The following is an 18,617-nucleotide window of genomic DNA, read 5'->3' as shown; positions in this document are numbered from 1 at the left end:
GTCTCCTCATGTCGAGATGCCACGGGCCGTGGCCCGCGGCGCGGACTCTCCCGGCTCTCCGTGGTGCAACAGCTCTTCGATCAGCCGGACGGCCTCCGGTACGGCGTCGGAGACCGGCTCGCTGAGACCGATGCCCTCGTCCACCGAGGCCGGTTCGCACCCTACGACCAGGACGCGGCGTGGTGGCTCGCCGCCGGTCCCGGCGCAGAGGGTGTCCAGCAGCGCCAGGACGGCGTCGGGGGTCATCCGGTGGCCGTCCAGGGCGGGCGTGCCGGGCGGACGGCTCCCGTCGGCGTCGTGTTCGATCACGTACAGCGTGCCGGGGGCTTCGCCGCGTGCCGTGGCGTCCACGAGGACGAGCGTGTCGTAGCCGTCCAGGAGCTGGTAGGCGAGGTGGACGCCCCGTACGCCGATGTCCACCACTTCGACGTGTTCCGGCAGTTGGCGTTCGGTGAGCCGGCGCGCGGTCTCCACGCCGAAGCCGTCGTCGCCGAGGAAGATGTTGCCGATGCCGGCCACGAGCGTCCGTGGACCTGCCGGTGGGGGTTGGTTCATGCGTCGTCCTCGAGCGGTGTGATCTCGTCGGGCTGGAAGTACAGGAACCGTCCCTGTTCGCGGCGGATGTCGGCGCCCGGGTCGCCCTCGACCGTGACCGCCAGGTGCACCCCGCCGTCGACGTCGTGCAGCACCGCCTCGACCTCCGCGGTGCGGCCCCGCAGAAAGATGTCCTGCGCGTCGGTGCGCCGCAGCCCGGGGTGCAGTTCGACGCGGCTGCCTTTGCCCACCGACCGGCCGTCCACGACGACACGGTCCCGCGCCGGGTCGAAGCCCGCGTCGCTCGCGGGGTCCCACCACGGTGTGTCGGGCCGCCGCACTCCGTGCTCGTCGGGGAAGCCCCCGTCCGGAGACGGAGCGGCAGGGCTCGGCCCGGTGACCTCACGCAGGCTCCGTACCGCCCCGTGCAGGCGCTCCAGCACCTCGGCGGGCATCGAGTCCGCCAGCTCGATCACGGCGGCCGCCCGCTCGTCGGTGCCCCGGGCCTCGCGTTTCTCCTCGTCGGTGAGGGCCGCAGTCCGCAGTGCGAGGATCTCGTCGATCTCCGTGGCGTCGTAGAGCGCGCCGGGGCTCTCCGGCGCGATGGCCGGATGGTCCTCCAGGATGATCGGCGAGGACAGCACGAGGTCGGCGCTGCCGGGTTCGCCGGCGAGTACGGGCCAGGTGTGCAGGTTGCGGCAGGCGGCGACCGCGCCTTTCGCCCACTCCGGGGGATCGGTCATCGACAGGAACGATCCGGCGCTGAGGGCCATGAGGAGGTGGGTCGCCACCAGGGAGTACGGCAGCGCCGCGTCCCGGTCGGCGGCCTGGCCCTCGGACGGTGTCCAGTCGCTGGTGTTCTCGACGACGGCGGTCAGGCGCATGGCCCGGTAGGGACCGTCGAGCTCGCGGGCGGACAGCCGGACCGTACCGCTGATCTCCGCACACCGCCGGACCAGCCGGCCGACGGTCCGGCCGGCCGCGTCCAGGACCGGTGCCGTGTCCTCCCGGGCGGGGAGCCGGAAGGGACGGGTGATGCCGTCACCGAGGAGTTCGTCAACCGAGGCGACCACCTCGACCCGCTCCTCGCCGCCCTCGTCCCAGGGGACCAGTACCCGGTCGTCGAGGGGGAGTTCGGAGACCGTCTCGAAGTCGCCGTCCGGGCGGGCCTGTTGCACCGTGCGCCGTCTGGCGCGCAGGAAGCGCATCTCGGCCGAGAGAGTCGCGCCCGCCTTCGGTTCCATCAGGCATTCGGTGTGCTGGAAGTCGTGCTCCTCGCACTCGGCGCCCCAGCCCGGCGGCACGAGCACCCCGAACTGCCAGCGCAGCCGGTTCTTGGCCGCCGAGGCGCGGTACGGGTAGAGCACGTAGCCCTCGAAGAGGACGGCGTCGGCCACCTGCCGGGCGTGGGCGAACCGCTCCTCCGTCTCGGGGACGAACGAGGTCACGGTCACGGATCCGTCCTTCCGGTGGTGCCGGTGAGCGCGCGCAGCGGGTCGCGCCGGTGCGGGTCCGCGGCGCCGTCGGCGTCGAGCAGCGCCTTGAGGGTCGCCTCCCAGGAGGGCAGCGCGCGCCGGGAGCGGTAGGCGAGGAGGGCGTCCATGGTGTCGCCCGGCAGCCGGATCCAGCCGCACCCGGGGAAGTGCTGCTCGACCATCTCCCGCCAGGTGGCGACGGGCATCCGGAACGCCGCCTCCTGGTCCCACGGGACCGGCTCGACCTGGAAACCGCCGGCGCCGGTGAACGCCGTACCGGAGAAGAGCATCAGCAGCGGAACCTCGCCGTCGGTCAGGGCGGCGAGGTAGCGGGGGGCGGCGATCTCCATGTCGTAGGTGCAGGGCACCACGAGGTCGGTCTCGATCTCTCCGGTGAAGCTCGGGACCATCACCGCGACCTGGGCGAACTGCACCGGCTGAAGCGTGCTGCCCCAGCGGGAACGCTCGCCGAAGAGGTCCGCCAGCCCGTCCGCCTCGGCGGTCCCGTAACTGCGGCGGGCGGGTTCGATACGGATCTGGCAGCGCAGCGCGAGGGCGTGCACGCGTGCGTTGCCGGCGGCGGTGACGCGCAGGCGGAAGACGAGGGTGGGTCCGGCGGCGTACCGGTCGGCCCGGACGCCGGTGCAGGCGAAGGAGAACTCCGTCATGGCCGCACCGCCTCGCCCACGGGCCGCGCACGTCGGGAGACCTCCGCGAAGAACGCGTCCAGCGCGGCCCGGGCCTCGGCTCCGCCGTCGAAGCCCTGCCACAACAGGCGCATCCGGCCGACGAGTTCGTAGCAGATGTCGATCGGTACCAGGTGGCAGTCGCCGCGTCCCTCGGTGCGGCGCAGCAGCAGCGCCTCCACGTCGGGCTCCAGCAGTTCGGCGAGGCGGCTGCCGCCGAGGACGTCCGTCCACGTGGCCGGGTCGAGTTCGCTCTCGGTGGCTCCGGCCGGGCTCGGATAGAGGGCGACCAGCCGGTCGAGCGCCGCGTTGCGGAAGAGGAAGGCGACGCCGACCGGGATCTGCAACGCGTCCCACGCGCTCTCGTCGAGGCGGTGTCCGGGGTCGGTGAGGTAGCGAGCGGGGACCGTGCGGAAGCGGCCCGCGCCGGCGCCCGGCTGTGCCATCAGCAGAGCGCAGGGAGTGCAGGCACAGACGAGGGCGCGTTTCTCGGTGTCGACGAGATGACGGTGGTCCGTCTCCACCGTCACGGCGCACAGTTCGCACCGTTCGGGCTGCGGAGGCCTCTCGGTGAGAAACCTCCGCAGGCCGGGCGTGCCCGTCGCCGACGACGCCGTCATCGGGCCCCCGTCGGTGCCGTGCTGATCTGGAGGAGCGTGGGCCCGGCGGGCGCGGTCCGTACGTCGACGGCCCTGACCTCCGGTGCGAAGCAGGCGAGCGCCGCCTCCGCGGCCTCTCGGGCGCCCTCGCCGGATCCGCAGCCGCAGCCACCGGCCTCCCTGGCGCGCAAGGTGAGGGTGCCGCTCTCCTCCTCGAAGCCGACGACATCCAGGGCGTGTTCCGGTACGGCGTCGAGGGCGCGGGCGATGCGGGTGTCGCGGTCCTCTGGGTGCAGCTCGTGCAGAACGAGCAGGCTCGCGACCAGTTCGTCTCCGAGCAGTACCGCCGTCGCCTCGCCGGGAGCGGAGGACAGCAGGTGGAGGATGCGGGCCAGGCCGGCTCCGTAGAAGTCCATGAGGGACCGGACGAGTTCCTCCGCTGCCGCGGCTGCGGCCGGGTCGCTGCTCGCGGTGAGTCGCTCCAGTACCTCCTCGACCCGGCGTCCGGTCTGTTCGGCGTTGGCGGGTCGGACCGCCGTCGGCGCGCTCATCCGCCCAGTCCGCTCAGGCCGGTGGGCACGTGCATCGACTTCACCGTCTTGCCGCCGCCGACGTACATGTGGACGCCGCAGGGCAGACAGGGGTCGAAGCTGCGGACGGCGCGCATGATGTCGATGCCCTTGAAGTTCTCCGGGGTGTTCTCCTCGAAGATGGGCGTGTTCTGTACGGCGTCCTCGTAGGGGCCCGGCGTGCCGAAGGTGTCTCTGGTGCTGGCGTTCCAGGGGGTGGGTGGGTACGGGTGGTAGTTGGCGATCTTGCCGTCGCGGATCACCATGTGGTGGGAGAGGACGCCTCGGACCGCCTCGGTGAAGCCGACGCCGATGGCCTCGTCCGGGACCTCGAACTTCTCCCAGGTCTGGGTGCGTCCGGCGCGGACCTCCGCCAGGCCCTTCTCCGCGCAGTGCAGGGCAACGGCGGCGGCGTACGCCTGGAAGTAGGTGCGGGCGCGGTTGCGTTCCAGCGCGTTGGACCACTTCGGGATCTGCCACTCGAAGGTGGTCTCCGGCTTGGTCATGGTGCGGGGCAGATTGATGACCACGCTGTGGCCGGTGGCCTTGACGTACCCGATGTCGACGAGGCCGGAGAGGGCGGTCGACCAGAGGCGGGCGATGGGGCCGCCGCCGGTGTCGAGGGCCAGGTGGTCCTTGCCGTCGAACCAGCGCGGGGACATGACCCAGCTGTACTTGTCGTCGAAGTTCCGCTTCTGCGGGGCCGGGATGGTGTGCTGGTTCCACGGATGGCGCGGGTCCACCGGGTTGCCGAGCGGGTCGTGGGTGACGAACTGCTCCTGGCCCTGCCAGTCCTCGTAGTAGGAGCTGCCCAGCAGGATGCGCATACCGAGGTTGATCTCGGTGAGGTCGTTGGTGACGAGCTTGCCGTCGACGACGACACCGGGGGTGACGAACATCCGCCGGCCCCAGTCCGTCATGTTGGCGTAGGTGAAGTCGCAGTACTCGGGGTCGTTGAGCGCGCCCCAGCAGCCGAGCATGACCCGGCGGCGGCCCACTTCCTCGTACCCGGGCAGCGCCTCGTAGAAGAAGTCGAACAGGTCGTCGTGGAGGGGAACGACGCGCTTCATGAACTCCACGTAGCGCATCAGACGGCTGAGGTAGTCCGTGAAGAGCTGTACGGAGGCGATGGTGCCGACGCCGCCCGGGTAGAGCGTGGAGGGGTGCACATGGCGGCCCTCCATCAGGCAGAACATCTCGCGTGTGTAGCGGCTGACCTGGAGGGCTTCGCGGTAGAACTCCCCTTCCAGGGGGTTCAGCGAGCGCATGATGTCGGCGATGGTGCGATAGCCGTGCTCGGCCGCGTGCGGGGCCTCGGTGCGTTCGGCGAGTTCGAGGACACCGGGGTTGGTCTCCTTGACCATCTTCTCGCAGTAGTCGACCCCGACCAGGTTCTCCTGGAAGATGTTGTGGTCGAACATGTACTCCGCGGACTCGCCGAGGTTGATGATCCACTCGGCGAGGTGCGGGGGTTTCACGCCGTACGCCATGTTCTGCGCGTACACCGAGCAGGTGGCGTGGTTGTCGCCGCAGATGCCGCAGATGCGGCTGGTGATGAAGTGGGCGTCGCGGGGGTCCTTGCCGCGCATGAAGACGCTGTAGCCCCGGAAGACCGACGACGTGCTGTAGCACTCGGCGACCCGCTTCTGCTTGAAGTCGATCTTCGTGTGGATGCCCAGGGAGCCCACGATCCGGGTGATCGGGTCCCAGGCCATCTCCACCAGGCCGTTGCCGTCGCCGGCCGCCTTCGTCTTCGGTGCCATCTGTGTGCCGTGCCCTTCGTTGCGCGGGAGGTTGGTGTGGGGGGTGCACGAAGCGGGGAGCGGACTACTCGTTGCGGGGCCTCACCACGGGGGCCGGTAACCGGTGGTGATCTTCTCTCCGGTGCGGCGCCACTTGGGCTCCTTGTCCACGGTCCTGGCGGTGATCGACCGCAGCTTGCGGACCACGGCGCCGTACGCTCCGCTGGCGTTGCTGGACAGCTTGGCGCCGGGGGGTTCGTCCATGAACGGCATGAACTTGTCGGGGAATCCGGGCATGGTGCAGGCGATGCAGATGCCGCCGACGTTGGGGCAGCCGCCGATCCCGTTCATCCAGCCGCGCTTGGGCACGTTGCACTTGACGACCGGGCCCCAGCAGCCGAGCTTGACCAGGCACGTCGGCGAGTCGTACGACAGGGCGAACTGGCCCTGTTCGTAGTACCCCGCGCGGTCGCAGCCCTCGTGCACGGTGGCCCCGAACAGCCAGGTGGGGCGCAGTTTGTCGTCCAGCGGGATCATCGGGGCGGAGCCCGCCGCCTGGTAGAGCAGATAGGTGAGCGTCTCGGAGAAGTTGTCGGGCTGGATCGGGCAGCCCGGGACGCACACGATGGGGATGCCGGCGTGGGACTTCCAGTCCCAGCCGAGGTAGTCGGGCACGCCCATCGCGCCGGTCGGGTTGCCCGCCATGGCGTGGATGCCGCCGTAGGTGGCGCATGTGCCGATGGCGACGACCGCGAGCGCCTTCGGGGCGAGCCGGTCGATCCACTCGCTGGTGGTGATCGGCTGGCCCGTCTCCGGGTTGTCGCCGAAGCCGCACCAGTACCCCTCGGGCTTGATCGCCTCGTTGGGGATGGAACCCTCGACGACCAGCACGAACGGGTCGATCTCGCCGCGCTCCCCCTTGAAGAACCACTCGATGAACGTGTCCGAGCCGCCGACCGGACCGCACTCGAAGTCGATGAGCGGCCAGTGGACGGCGATCTTCGGAAGGCCCGGCAGCACACCGAGCACGATCTCCTCGATGCTGGGCTGCATGGCCGCCGTCAACGAGACCGAGTCGCCGTCGCAGCTCAGGCCCGCGTTGATCCAGAGGATGTGGATCGTGGGTGTCTCGTCGGCGGACGCCGCGTTCGCGTCCGCAGCGACGACCGTGCCCGGCGTCGCCTCAGTCATGGGACCGCCTCCTGGGGAGGTAAGGGATGAAGGCCTGCATTTCGGCCGTCGCTCTTCTTCGTATCAGCCGTTCGGTCGAGATGAGATGCCATCGAGGGCCGTTCCGGTGACAGCCGAGGCAGAGGGCATCGGGCCGGTTTGCGCAACCGCGGGCGGACCGAGGTGCGGCGGGGTGCACTCCGGCCGCACCTTGTGGACGAAGGAACGCCGCATCGCGTGATACGGGGCGTCCCGGTCGTCGAAGGTCCGGCGCATCCGGGCCAGCTCCCGCTCACGGAAGCCGGCCAACGGGGTCGTGCTCTCCAGCAGGTCCAGCTCCGTCTTCTTCGCGGTGATCCGTGACGCCGTCGCCGGCAGTGACGCAAGGCGCGCCGCCAGTCCGCGGACCTCCCGCGCGAACTCGTCAGGACCGCAGTCGACCACCCGGTCGACGAGCCCGAGGCGCAGTGCGCCCGCCGAGCTGACCGGCAGAGCCTCACCCATGAGCCGTTCGGCCGTCGCGGGTCCCACCCGGCGCGGGAGGGTGTGCGTCCAGTACTCCGAGCCGTACAGGCCCATCAGACGGTAGTGGGGGTTCAGCACGGCACCCGAGCGGCACCACACCTCGTCGGCCGCCAGGGCGAGCATCACTCCGCCCGCCGCGGCGTTGCCCGCGACCGCCGCGACCACCAGCCGGTCCGTCGTCGTCAGGACCGCTTCGACCAGATCGTCGATGGCGTTGATGTTCGCCCAGGACTCGGCAGCGGGATCGTTCGCGGCCTCGATGACGTTGAGGTGGATCCCGTTGGCGAAGAAGTCCCGTTCGCCGCCCAGCACCAGCACGGCCGTGGGCCGCGCACACGCTTCCCGGTAGGCGTCCAGCAGACGTCGGCACTGCTCCGTACTCATGGCGCCGCCGGGGAAGGAGAACGAGAGGAACCCCACGTTCCCGTCCTCCCGGTAGCGGATGTCCGTCCAGGTACCGTGCCGCGCCTCGGGCAACCGGGGCAGGGCATCCTCGGGCAGCGGCGGCAGCAGGTCGCCCAGTGCCCGTACGGCGGGCAGTCTGAAGGTGGGCGGCTGCCCGGGCAGGCGCCGGGGCCGCAGTTCGGGGATCCACACGGCGCCATCGCTGGTGGCCCGGCAGATGGCCCCGGCCCGGGTGGCCAGCAGCTCGCCCGGGCGGCCGCGCAACACGCTCTCGGGATGGCCGCCGTGCAGATACCACTCACCGCCGAGCAGCACGTCCAGCACACCGGGCTGCGAGTCCGCCGCTCTCAGCTTGCGCAGGACGTCCTGTGTGGAGTCCTCGGCCCAGTCGATCCGCCGGACGCTCTGGTCGAGGTACGGCCGCGGGCGCGGGCCCACGCCGACCGTGCCTGCCCTGTCTGCCGTACCTGCTGTGTCCTGCTTGCGCGGTACGTGGGTTCCCGAGGCGAAGCGCTCCACCGCGAGCATGACGGCCTCCAGCGCCGCGTCGGCGATCTCGCCCCGGTACAGCTCGCTCTTGGAGACGGGAGGAACCCGGCACGGAACGGAGGCCCACACGTCACCGGCGTCCATCTCCTCGGCTGCCTGCAGGACGGTGACGCCCCACTGGTCGACGCCCTCGTGAATCGCCCAGTCCAGGGAGGACGGTCCCCGGTCGCCCACGGGCCCCGGATGGACGACGAGGCAGGTGTACGCCGTCCACACCTCCTCGGGAATCGCCGTCTTCAGCATCGGCGCCACGACGAGATCCGGTGCGTGCCGCCGCACGGCTTCCGGCAACGGGCTTGTGGGCAGGGCGAGTTCGACCGCGACGGTGTGGCCCCGGTCGCGCAGTTCGGCGTGGGTGCGCTGGCTGAGGCTGTTGAACGCGCTGGCCAGGATCAGGATGTGCACGGCTGCCTCCGGGCGGACGGGCGGCAGGCAGGGATGGCCGCCGACCGTGATCCTCGGCCACGGCGGACCGCCGTTCCCGACACCGGACCGTGAGGTCATCCGAAAGCGGGTGCCGATCCGCCGTCCGGCCTCACCGGCCGTCGCCGGCGGTCGAGGCGGGCGTCGGCACCCGGTCCGCCGGGTCAGCCCTGGTGAACCGTCACGGCCGCCGCAGGCCGCTGGTGATGCGCTCCCATGGGGAGCGGGTGGCACCGAAACGGGTCTCGTGCGTCCAGATGTGGGTGCACGAGCGGCATTGCAGATGGAGCAGGCTGCCAAGGTTGGAGAGCAGGTAGCGCCAGTGCTCGGAGCAGGTCCGCCCCTGCTCGCAGGTGGCGCACCCGCGACGGTCGTCACAGTTCGGGCAGGCCACCCAGGCGCGACGCCCGATGTCGGCCTGGGGGTCAAGAGGCAGCATGGCCGTCCCCCCTCCGCGGCAGCACTCCGGCCGAGACCAGCTCGTCGTACACACGCTGCTGCTCCGCGCTGAGACCGGAATAGAGCAGCTCATAAGCCGCTTCCTCGCCGCGCAGTACGGCGACGGGGTCCCAGTCGGAGCCGAGCGCGTCCAGCACATGAGCGCGCCGGAGAAGTTCGTGTGAGCTCAGGTCGATGTGCAGGTCCACCAGGGCGTCCGGTTCGCCAGGAGGAATGCGGCCATGGGAGGACATGCGACCGAACGTAGGTAAACGTTCGTCCCCCCGACAAGAGCAGGTGGGAGAAGTCACAGCAGTTCCATGGTCCCGATGCGGAGGCAGGCGCCCGTCGCGACCCCTCGCGAACCACCGCCGGATGGGGCACCGTGGAGCTTGGACTGCCGTCAGGAGGGTCCAGCGCGTCCAGTTCTCCAGTACGTCCCGTACCGCGAAGAGGAGCACCCGCATGTCGAACCACACCTATCGGGTCACCGAGATCGTCGGCACCTCGCACGAAGGCGTCGACCAGGCCGTCCGCAACGGCATCAGCCGCGCCTCGCAGACCCTGCGCAACCTGGACTGGTTCGAGATCACGCAGGTCAGGGGGCAGATCGTGGACGGGCAGATCGAGCACTACCAGGTCGGCCTGAAGGTCGGTTTCCGGCTGGAGGACGGGGAGTAATCGGACAGCGTCCCTCGCTCAGGTCCGGCCCTCGGTCTCCTGCGCCTCCTTCAGGGCGCTCGAGCCGGCCGCCCAGCGGGCCCGTACGACGGTGAAGCCGGCGCGTTCCGCGTCCTGGCAGACGAGTTCGTCGTCGTCGACCAGGACGCGGATCTCGCGGCTCTGGGCCAGGCGGCGCAGGATCTCCAGTTTGGTGCCCCGCGCGGGCCTGCGGTCGTCGTCGCGTCGCATCCAGACGCGGCCCTCGGGCAGTCCGTGGGCGGCGAGCCAGGCGACCGTGTCCCGGCGACAGCGCTCGGGCCGCCCGGTGAGGTAGACGACCTCGCACTCCCGCGCGCTCTCCAGGGCCAGCGTCACGCCCTCGGTCAGTGGTGGGTCGTGCGGGGCGGCGGCGAAGAAGGCCGCCCAGTCGCGGGGCCTGCGCTCCAGGTACCGCTGCCGGTGCGCGGTGTCGGCGAGTGTGTTGTCGAGGTCGAACACGGCGAGCGGCCGGCCGCTGTTCGAGCTGCTGTTCTGCTTCACGGTTCCCGACCATAGTCAGCCGGACCCGGCAACCTCCAGGGCTCCGGCGGCCACTGCTGTGCGACAACAGCCGAGGCAGAGGCGGGAGCCGTACATGCGCGACGCAGCGATCCGGACGGGAACGGCGGTACTGGGTACCGCGTTATTGGCGGCGGGGATGCTCGTGGGGGCCGCCGGGGGTGCGAGCGCCGCGACGACGCTCGTCGTGGCGACCAATGGCGACGACTCGGCGCCGGGCACGCTCGCGCGCCCCCTGAAGACCATGCAGAAGGCCGTCGACCTGGCGAAGCCGGGCGACACGATCACCGTGCGCGGGGGCACGTACGCCCTCACCGACAACATCACCATCACCGGCTCCGGAACCGCGTCCCAGCCCATCACCCTGATCGGCTACTCGGGCGAGCGCGTCGTCGTGGACGGGGAGCGGCTGCCCGCCAGTCACACGCCGGTCGGCGGCAGCATCCCGCGCGCCGAGCGGGGTGCGATCCACCAGGAGGCCTCGTACTGGCGGATCTCGGGGCTGGAGATCGTGAACGGGCCGTACGGCGTCTACTGCGACGGCTGCAACAACAACGTCTTCGCCCGTCTGGTCACCCACGACAACTACGAGTCCGGTTTCCAGCTCCAGGGTGCCTCGAGCAACAACCAGATCCTGGACCTGGACAGTTACGGCAACCGCGACCCGCGCAAGAACGGTGAGAGCGCGGACGGCCTCGCCATCAAGGAGGGCGGCGGGACCGGCAACGTCGTGCGGGGCGCGCGGCTGTGGAACAACGTCGACGACGGCTTCGACGCCTGGAAGTTCACCTCGCCGATCACGATCGAGAACAGCATCGCGTACGGCAACGGCTTCAATCGCTGGAACTTCCCCGACTTCGCGGGCGACGGCAACGGGTTCAAGCTGGGCGGCGGCACCCCGGCGCCCGCCACGGCGCACGTCCTGCGGAACACGGCCGCGTTCAAGAACGCGGCGCACGGCTTCACGGACAACGGCAACCCCGGTGCCCTCGGCATCAACCGCAGTACGGCGTACGGGAACGCGGGCACCGGCTTCGACGTGGACGTCTCCGGTGGACGTGCCACCCTCACGGGCAACCTGTCGGTCGCCGACGGAAGGGCGGTCGCCCTCGGCTCCGCCACCGTGTCGACCGGCAACTCCTGGGATCTTGGCGGCACTTGGAACGCCGCATCGGTACTGAGCACCGACCCGGCGCCCCTCACGGGCGCGCGCCGCCCGGACGGTTCACTGCCCTCGGCCCCCAGCTTCCTCGTTCCACGCGCCGGAACGGCCGTCGGAGGCCGCTTCTAGGCGATCTTCCAGGGCCGTTACGAAAGTATTTCGTGGGGCGTGGGCGATCAACCGGAATTGAACCTGTCGGAAACATTGACTCACTCACGCCCCATATCTATCTTTCGGTCGAACCTCCGTACGTCGTTCCAAATATCGAACAATAGCGGCCCGTGCAACAGGCCGCCGAAGGAGACTCGCCGTGGACCGCACCCGCAGCAGCTCGACCAGCCGACGCACGCTCCTCAAGGCCTGCACGGCCCTGGTCGTCGCCGTGACCGTGCCCGCCGTCGTCGGCACTCCGGCGTTCGCCGCCGTCCCGGCCTCCCCGGCGGTCACCTTCACCAACCCGATCGCCGCGCAGCGCGCCGACCCGCACATCTACAAGCACACCGACGGCTACTACTACTTCACCGCCACGGTCCCCGCGTACGACCGGATCGTGCTGCGCCGGGCCACCACGCTCCAGGGCCTCGCGAGCGCCGCGGAGACGACCATCTGGACCAAGCACGCCAGCGGTGAGATGGGCGCCCACATCTGGGCTCCGGAGATCCACTTCATCGACGGCAAGTGGTACATCTACTTCACGGCCGGCTCCTCGAACGACATCTGGAAGATCCGCCCGTACGTCCTGGAGTCCTCGTCCGCCAACCCCATCACCGGGACCTGGACCGAGAAGGGCCGGATCGCGCTGCCGCTGGACACCTTCTCGCTGGACGCGACGACCTTCGTGGTGAACGGCACCCGCTATCTGAGCTGGGCGCAGAACGACCCGGCCGTCGGCGACGGCACCAACATCTACCTCGCGAAAATGTCCAACCCCTGGACCATCAGCGGCACCCCGGCGATGATCTCCCGGCCCACGCTGTCCTGGGAGACCATCGGGCACACGGTGAACGAGGGGCCGTCCATCATCGAGCGCAACGGGAAGATCTTCATGGCCTTCTCGGCCAGCGCCACCGACGCCAACTACTGTCTGGGCCTGCTGACCGCGTCCGCCTCCGCCGATCTGCTCAACCCGGCCTCCTGGACGAAGAACCCGCAGCCGGTGTTCACGTCCAACGCCGCGACCGGGCAGTACGGACCGGGCCACAACACCTTCACGGTCTCCGAGGACGGCAAGTCCGACATCCTCGTCTACCACGACCGCAACTACAAGGACATCAGCGGCGACCCGCTCAACGACCCGAACCGGCGCACCCGTTACCAGAAGCTGTACTGGAACACCGACGGCACCCCGAACTTCGGCATCCCGGTCTCCGACGGTCTCACCCCGGTCCGCTTCTCGTCGTTCAACTTCCCGGACCGGTACATCCGGCACTGGGAGTTCCGGGCGAAGATCGAGGCGAACGTCACCAACCTCGCCGACTCGCAGTTCCGGATCGTGCCGGGGCTGACCGGCTCCGGCACCGTCTCGCTGGAGTCGGCTAACTTCCCCGGCTACTACCTCCGGCACAAGAACTACGAGCTGTGGGTGGAGAAGAACACCGGCACGGCCACCTTCCTGGCCGACGCCTCCTTCACCCAGCGGGCGGGCCTCGCCGACTCGGCCGGGGTGTCCTTCGAGTCGTACAACTTCCCGGGCCGGTACATCCGGCACTACAACAACCTGCTCCAGCTCCAGCCCCTCAGCACCTCGCTCGACCAGCAGGACGCGACGTACTACGCCGAGTAGAGCCGAGTGCCCAGCAAGGCCGAGTCGGACCCAGACATGTCAGTCACCTCAGAGACGAGGCACATGTGACACCCCCCTTGTCCAGGCGGTTCATCCTCCAGAGCGCGGCCCTCGCGGCGGCGACACCCGCGTTCGCCTACGCCGCCTCCGGCCGGGCCGCCGCCGCTGCCCTGCCCGCGCCCTCCGCCTGGACGCTCCGCCCGTTCGAGCTGAAGGACGTCAAGCTCGGCCAGGGCGTCTTCGCGAGCAAGCGCCAGCTGATGCTGGACCACGGTCGCGGCTACGACGTGAACCGGCTGCTCCAGGTGTTCCGCGCCAACGCGGGCCTCTCCACCGGCGGGGCGGTCGCCCCGGGCGGCTGGGAGGGCCTGGACGGCGAGGCCAACGGCAACCTGCGCGGCCACTACACCGGGCACTTCCTGAGCATGCTGTCGCAGGCGTACGCGAGCACCGGCGACCAGGCCTACGCCGACAAGATCGCGACCATGGTCGGCGCGCTGACCGACGTACGCGCGGCCCTGCGCACCGACCCGCGCATGCTCGTCGTCACCGGGAAGTGGGGCGGCGCGCACGAGAACGTGCGGGGTTCCTACCAGTACGTGGACCTCCCGGCCGCCGTGCCGGGCGGTGCCGCGGCGATCACCCTGTCGATCTGGGTCAAGCCCACGCACAACGCCAACTGGCAGCGCGTCTTCGACTTCGGCAACGACACCACCCGGTACATGTACCTGGCGTCCCGCAACGGGAGCGGCGTGCCGCGCTTCGCCATCACCACCAGCGGTGCCGGCGGCGAACAGGGCCTCAACGGCACGGCCGCGCTGCCGCTGAACCAGTGGAGCCATCTGGCGGTGACCATCTCGGGCACCACGGGCACCCTCTACGTCAACGGCACCGCCGTCGCCACGAACACCGCCATGTCGCTCAACCCGTCCGCCCTGGGCACCCTGACGAACAACTGGCTGGGCCGCTCGAACTACTCCGGGGACCCGATCTACGCGGGCGCCTTCGACGAGTTCAACGTCTACTCGCGCGCCCTGACCGCCGCCGAGATCACCTCCTTCCAGAGCACCGAGGCCAAGAACTCCGCAGCGGGACTCGGCAACCTCGCCTCGTACTACTTCTCCGCCACCTCCGGCGGTACGTTCGGCGACGCCTCCGGGCGCGGACTGACCGCCACCCTGCGCCGCACCTGGGGCGGCCCGAGCCACCCGGGCTTCCTCGCGGCCTACCCGGAGACGCAGTTCATCGCCCTGGAGTCGGCGACGAGCGCCGACTACACCAAGATCTGGGCGCCCTACTACACGGCGCACAAGATTCTCAAGGGGCTGCTGGACGCCTATCTCGCCACGGACGACGCGCGTGCGCTGGACCTCGCGTCCGGGATGTGCGACTGGATGTACTCCCGGCTGTCCAAGCTGCCGGACGCCACCCTGCAGCGGATGTGGGGGATCTTCTCCAGCGGTGAGTTCGGCGGCATCGTCGAGACCATCGTCGACCTGTACACGATCACCGGCAAGGCCGACCACCTCGCCCTGGCCAAGCTGTTCGACCTCGACACGCTCATCGACGCGTGCGCGGCGAACACGGACACGCTGAACGGCCTGCACGCCAACCAGCACATCCCGATCTTCACCGGCTACGTACGGCTGTACGACGCGACGGGCGAGACGCGCTATCTCACCGCCGCGAAGAACTTCTGGGGCATGGTGATCCCGCAGCGCATGTACGGGATCGGCGGCACCAGCACCGGCGAGTTCTGGAAGGCGCGCGGGGTGATCGCGGGGTCGATCACCGACACCAACGCCGAGACCTGCTGTGCGTACAACCTGCTCAAGCTGAGCCGGACCCTGTTCTTCCACGAGCAGGACCCGAAGTACATGGACTACTACGAGCGGGCACTCTACAACCAGGTGCTCGGCTCGAAGCAGGACAAGGCCGACGCCGAGAAGCCCCTCGTCACGTACTTCATCGGGCTCAACCCCGGGCATGTGCGCGACTACACGCCCAAGCAGGGCACCACGTGCTGCGAGGGCACGGGTATGGAGAGCGCCACCAAGTACCAGGACTCGGTGTACTTCAAGGCGGCCGACGGCAACTCCCTCTACGTCAACCTTTACAGCCCCTCCACGCTGACCTGGGCCGAGAAGGGCGTCACCGTCACCCAGACCACCTCGTACCCGCAGGAGCAGGGCACCACGCTCACGATCGGGGGCGGCAGCGCGGCCTTCGCGCTGCGGCTGCGGGTGCCCCTCTGGGCGACGGCCGGGTTCCAGGTCACGGTCAACGGGCAGACGGTGAGCGGGACTCCGGTCGCCGGGAGCTACTTCGCGGTGTCGCGGACCTGGCAGAGCGGGGATGTCGTACGGATCAGTGTGCCGTTCCGGCTGCGCGTCGAGAAGGCGCTCGACGACCCGTCGCTGCAGACCCTGTTCTACGGGCCGGTGAACCTGGTCGCACGCAGTGCGAGCACCAGCTACCTGTCCGTCGGGCTGTACCGCAACGCGGCGCTCTCCGGCGATCTGCTGCCCTCCCTCACCCCGGTCAGCGGCAAGCCGCTGCACTACACGCTGAACGGCACCGAGTTCGCCCCCTTCTCCGAGGGGACCGAGGATCCGACGCACGCCTATGTACGGCGTGCCGAACCCACGGTCGTGTTCGGGACCGTCAGCTCGGGGGTCGCCAACCCGGCGAAGTCCGACGGCACCACGCTCCTCGACGAGATCTGGGCGGGGGCGCCCTTCGCGAGCAAGGCGGCGCTGGTCACCCGGGTCCAGTCGACGACGGCGGCCTGGGTGTCGGCGGGGCTCCTCACCCAGGCGGCGGCCGACACGGTGGTGAGCACCGCGCAGGGAGCGTCGTACGTGTCCTGACCGTCGTACACCTCGTGATCGCCGCGGGCGGTACCCCTACGTGGGGGGTACCGCCCGTCGGTCGTAGGAAGGACCGGCGAGGGCGGCTGTACTGCGTTCTCAGTAGTCGCGATTGTCGACACCTGTACGACGACGGGAGGGGGTCGGTCCCGGGAGCCTTGGCAGGTACCCGAGATCCGATGATGTGGAGACCTCCCCCTCGTGGCCACCTTCCTGTACAAGCTGGGCCGACTGGCCTTCCGGCGGCGCTGGTACGTCGCCCTGATGTGGGTCGCGGTGCTCGCCGCCGTCGGTGCCGGCGCCGCGACCGCACCCGCCGCCCCCGACGCGGACAACTCGATGCCGGGAATCGAGTCCCAGAAGGCCTTCGACCTGATGGACCAGCGCTTCCCCGGTTCCAACGCGCACGGCGCGAACGCCCGGGTGGTGTTCGTGGCGCCGAGCGGCGAGAAGGTCACCGCCACCGAGAACCGGGCGGTGATCGAGAAGTTCGTGGGCGAGGTGGCCGACGGTTCACAGGTCGCGTCCGTCGCGGACCCCTTCCAGGCGAAGGCGGTCAGCGAGGACACGTCGACGGCGTACGCCACCGTCAACTACAAGGCGAAGCCCGACGATCTCACCGACGCCACCAAGAACCACCTCCGGGACAGCATCAAGGAAGCCCAGGGTTCGGGGCTGACCGTCGAGGTCGGCGGTACGGCGCTGGCGACGACGCCCTCGGCGGGCGGCGCGGCCGAGGCGATCGGTATCGCCATCGCGGCCCTCGTCCTGGTGGTCACCTTCGGTTCGCTGGCCGCCGCCGGGCTGCCGCTGCTGACCGCGGTCATCGGGGTGGGCGTCAGCATGGCGTCGATCCTCGCGCTGAGCAGCGCGCTCGGGCTGTCCCCGACGACCGGGACGCTCGCCAGCATGCTGGGCCTGGCCTGCGGTATCGACTACGCGGTGTTCATCGTCTCCCGCTACCGGGAGGAACGCGGCAAGGGGCACGACCCGCAGGAGGCGGCCGCGCTCGCGGCCGGTACCGCCGGCTCGGCCGTCGTCTTCGCCGGTCTGACCGTGATCATCGCCCTGGCCGGGCTCATGGTGGTCGGGGTGCCGATGCTGACCAAGATGGGGCTCGCGGCGGCCGGCGCGGTCGGTGTCGGGGTGCTCGTGGCGCTGACCCTGGTCCCGGCCCTGGTGGGGTTCTGGCCGAACGCCCTGCTCTCGCGCTCCGCCCGGAAGTCCGGACGGGTCGAGGAGGCCGCCGGGCACAACGGCGGCACCCGCTGGGCCCGGTTCGTGCTGCGCCGTCCCGTCCCGGTGCTGATCGCCTCGGTGGCCGGGCTCGGCGCCCTCGCGATACCCGTGATGGACCTCCAGCTGGGCACGTCCGGCGACGAGGCCAAGTCGACGTCGACCACCGAGCGTCGCGCCTACGACGACCTCGCGAAGGCCTTCGGCCCCGGCTTCAACGGTCCCCTGACGATCGTCGTGGACGCAAAGGGCGCTGCCGACGCCAAGGGGGCGGTGACGACGATCTCCGAGAAGATCGCCGCCACGAAGGGGGTCGTGTCGGTCTCCCCGGCCCGCTTCAACCCCGCCGGTGACACGGCGGTCTTCTCCGCCGTGCCGGCCGACGCGCCGACCAGCACGAAGACGCAGGACCTCGTCAAGACCATCCGGTCCGAGCGGCAGGCCGCGGTGGCCGGCACGGACGCGGAGTTCAGCGTCACCGGCACCACGGCGGCGAACATCGACGTCGCCCAGAAGATGCAGGACGCGCTGGTCCCGTATCTGATCGTGGTCGTCGGGCTGGCCGTCGTGCTGCTCCTGCTGGTCTTCCGGTCGATCCTGGTACCGGTGAAGGCGGCCCTCGGCTTCCTTCTGTCGGTACTGGCCGCCCTCGGCTCCGTGATCGCGGTGTTCCAGTGGGGCTGGGGCGCCTCGCTGCTGGGCGTGGAGACGACCGGGCCGATCATGAGCATGATGCCGATCTTCCTGGTGGGTATCGTCTTCGGTCTCGCGATGGACTACGAGGTCTTCCTGGTCGCCCGGATGCGGGAGGCGTACGTCCACGGGGACGGGCCCGGGCAGGCGGTCGTGACCGGGTTCCGGTACAGCGCGCGGGTGGTGGTCGCCGCCGCGCTGATCATGATCGCCGTCTTCTCCGGCTTCGTCGGGGCCGGCGAGTCCATGATCAAGATGATCGGCTTCGGGCTGGCGGTGGCCGTCCTGTTCGACGCCTTCGTGGTCCGCATGACCCTCGTGCCCGCCGTGCTGGCCCTGCTCGGCAAGGCCGCCTGGTGGATACCCGGATGGCTGGACAGGGTGCTGCCGCGGGTCGACGTGGAGGGCGAGGCGCTCGCCCACCGGACGGCCACACCCGAGGACGGGGCGGACGGAACGGCGGACCGGGAGGCGGTCCGGGTCTGACCCCCCTGCCGTACGCCCCGGGGGCCGCCCGTGCCGGACACACGGGCGGCC

The 18,617-nt window shown here is 70.1% G+C and carries 16 protein-coding genes; 5 read left to right on the top strand and 11 right to left on the bottom strand.

Annotation, left to right across the window (positions count from 1 at the left end):
- Nucleotides 1-6: 6 nt before the first annotated feature.
- The 10 genes from PV396_RS08390 to PV396_RS08345 all read right to left on the bottom strand — a co-directional run bounded on the left by PV396_RS08390 (nucleotide 7) and on the right by PV396_RS08345 (nucleotide 9,369).
- Nucleotides 7-555 (bottom strand): hydrogenase maturation protease, encoded by a 549-nt coding sequence (locus PV396_RS08390; RefSeq protein ID WP_319201973.1) that lies wholly within the window; start codon nucleotides 553-555, stop codon nucleotides 7-9.
- Entirely contained in the window at nucleotides 552-1,988 is a 1,437-nt protein-coding gene (locus tag PV396_RS08385) for a hypothetical protein (RefSeq protein WP_319201971.1), read from the bottom strand. The genes PV396_RS08390 and PV396_RS08385 overlap by 4 nt, the downstream gene beginning before the upstream one ends.
- Nucleotides 1,985-2,677, bottom strand: a complete 693-nt coding sequence (locus PV396_RS08380) for a DUF6084 family protein (protein WP_319201968.1) — start codon at nucleotides 2,675-2,677, stop codon at nucleotides 1,985-1,987. Before PV396_RS08380 ends, PV396_RS08385 begins: the two co-directional genes overlap by 4 nt.
- Nucleotides 2,674-3,315, bottom strand: coding sequence for a DUF5947 family protein (locus tag PV396_RS08375; protein ID WP_319201966.1), 642 nt, complete (start codon nucleotides 3,313-3,315; stop codon nucleotides 2,674-2,676). Before PV396_RS08375 ends, PV396_RS08380 begins: the two co-directional genes overlap by 4 nt.
- A complete protein-coding gene (locus tag PV396_RS08370; RefSeq protein ID WP_319201964.1) occupies nucleotides 3,312-3,845 on the bottom strand; it encodes a hypothetical protein in 534 nt (177 codons plus the stop codon). Before PV396_RS08370 ends, PV396_RS08375 begins: the two co-directional genes overlap by 4 nt.
- On the bottom strand, nucleotides 3,842-5,626 hold the full coding sequence (locus PV396_RS08365) for a nickel-dependent hydrogenase large subunit (protein ID WP_319201962.1): 1,785 nt from the start codon (nucleotides 5,624-5,626) through the stop codon (nucleotides 3,842-3,844). The genes PV396_RS08370 and PV396_RS08365 overlap by 4 nt, the downstream gene beginning before the upstream one ends.
- 81 nt (nucleotides 5,627-5,707) lie before the next feature.
- Nucleotides 5,708-6,796, bottom strand: a complete 1,089-nt coding sequence (locus tag PV396_RS08360; RefSeq protein ID WP_319201960.1) for a hydrogenase expression protein HypE — start codon at nucleotides 6,794-6,796, stop codon at nucleotides 5,708-5,710.
- 63 nt (nucleotides 6,797-6,859) lie between these two features.
- Nucleotides 6,860-8,659 carry an enoyl-CoA hydratase-related protein gene (locus PV396_RS08355; RefSeq protein WP_319202323.1) on the bottom strand — a complete coding sequence of 600 codons (1,800 nt, stop codon included), beginning with the start codon at nucleotides 8,657-8,659 and terminating at the stop codon, nucleotides 6,860-6,862.
- A 199-nt stretch (nucleotides 8,660-8,858) separates the two neighbouring features.
- A complete protein-coding gene (locus tag PV396_RS08350; protein WP_319201958.1) occupies nucleotides 8,859-9,116 on the bottom strand; it encodes a hypothetical protein in 258 nt (85 codons plus the stop codon).
- Nucleotides 9,103-9,369 carry a DUF6400 family protein gene (locus PV396_RS08345; RefSeq protein ID WP_319201956.1) on the bottom strand — a complete coding sequence of 89 codons (267 nt, stop codon included), beginning with the start codon at nucleotides 9,367-9,369 and terminating at the stop codon, nucleotides 9,103-9,105. Before PV396_RS08345 ends, PV396_RS08350 begins: the two co-directional genes overlap by 14 nt.
- Before the next feature lie 211 nt (nucleotides 9,370-9,580).
- Between PV396_RS08345 and PV396_RS08340 the strand changes: the two genes are divergently transcribed.
- Nucleotides 9,581-9,796, top strand: coding sequence for a dodecin (locus tag PV396_RS08340; RefSeq protein ID WP_053744108.1), 216 nt, complete (start codon nucleotides 9,581-9,583; stop codon nucleotides 9,794-9,796).
- A gap of 18 nt (nucleotides 9,797-9,814) precedes the next feature.
- Here the strand turns inward: PV396_RS08340 and PV396_RS08335 are convergent, their stop codons facing one another.
- On the bottom strand, nucleotides 9,815-10,318 hold the full coding sequence (locus PV396_RS08335) for a hypothetical protein (protein ID WP_319201953.1): 504 nt from the start codon (nucleotides 10,316-10,318) through the stop codon (nucleotides 9,815-9,817).
- A 94-nt stretch (nucleotides 10,319-10,412) separates the two neighbouring features.
- Here PV396_RS08335 and PV396_RS08330 point away from each other — a divergent pair, with 94 nt between their 5' ends.
- The 4 genes from PV396_RS08330 to PV396_RS08315 all read left to right on the top strand — a co-directional run bounded on the left by PV396_RS08330 (nucleotide 10,413) and on the right by PV396_RS08315 (nucleotide 18,566).
- Nucleotides 10,413-11,627 (top strand): right-handed parallel beta-helix repeat-containing protein, encoded by a 1,215-nt coding sequence (locus PV396_RS08330; protein WP_319201951.1) that lies wholly within the window; start codon nucleotides 10,413-10,415, stop codon nucleotides 11,625-11,627.
- Between the two features lie 241 nt (nucleotides 11,628-11,868).
- Entirely contained in the window at nucleotides 11,869-13,281 is a 1,413-nt protein-coding gene (locus PV396_RS08325; protein WP_319202321.1) for a family 43 glycosylhydrolase, read from the top strand.
- A gap of 65 nt (nucleotides 13,282-13,346) precedes the next feature.
- Nucleotides 13,347-16,151 (top strand): beta-L-arabinofuranosidase domain-containing protein, encoded by a 2,805-nt coding sequence (locus tag PV396_RS08320; RefSeq protein WP_319201949.1) that lies wholly within the window; start codon nucleotides 13,347-13,349, stop codon nucleotides 16,149-16,151.
- 201 nt (nucleotides 16,152-16,352) lie between these two features.
- Nucleotides 16,353-18,566: an MMPL family transporter gene (locus PV396_RS08315; RefSeq protein WP_319201948.1), complete on the top strand. Its 2,214-nt coding sequence runs from the start codon at nucleotides 16,353-16,355 to the stop codon at nucleotides 18,564-18,566.
- Nucleotides 18,567-18,617 lie beyond the last annotated feature (51 nt).

It is taken from the genome of Streptomyces sp. ME02-8801-2C, assembly GCF_033793965.1.
Lineage (GTDB): Bacteria > Actinomycetota > Actinomycetes > Streptomycetales > Streptomycetaceae > Streptomyces.
This window is presented reverse-complemented; position numbering and strand designations above follow the sequence as displayed.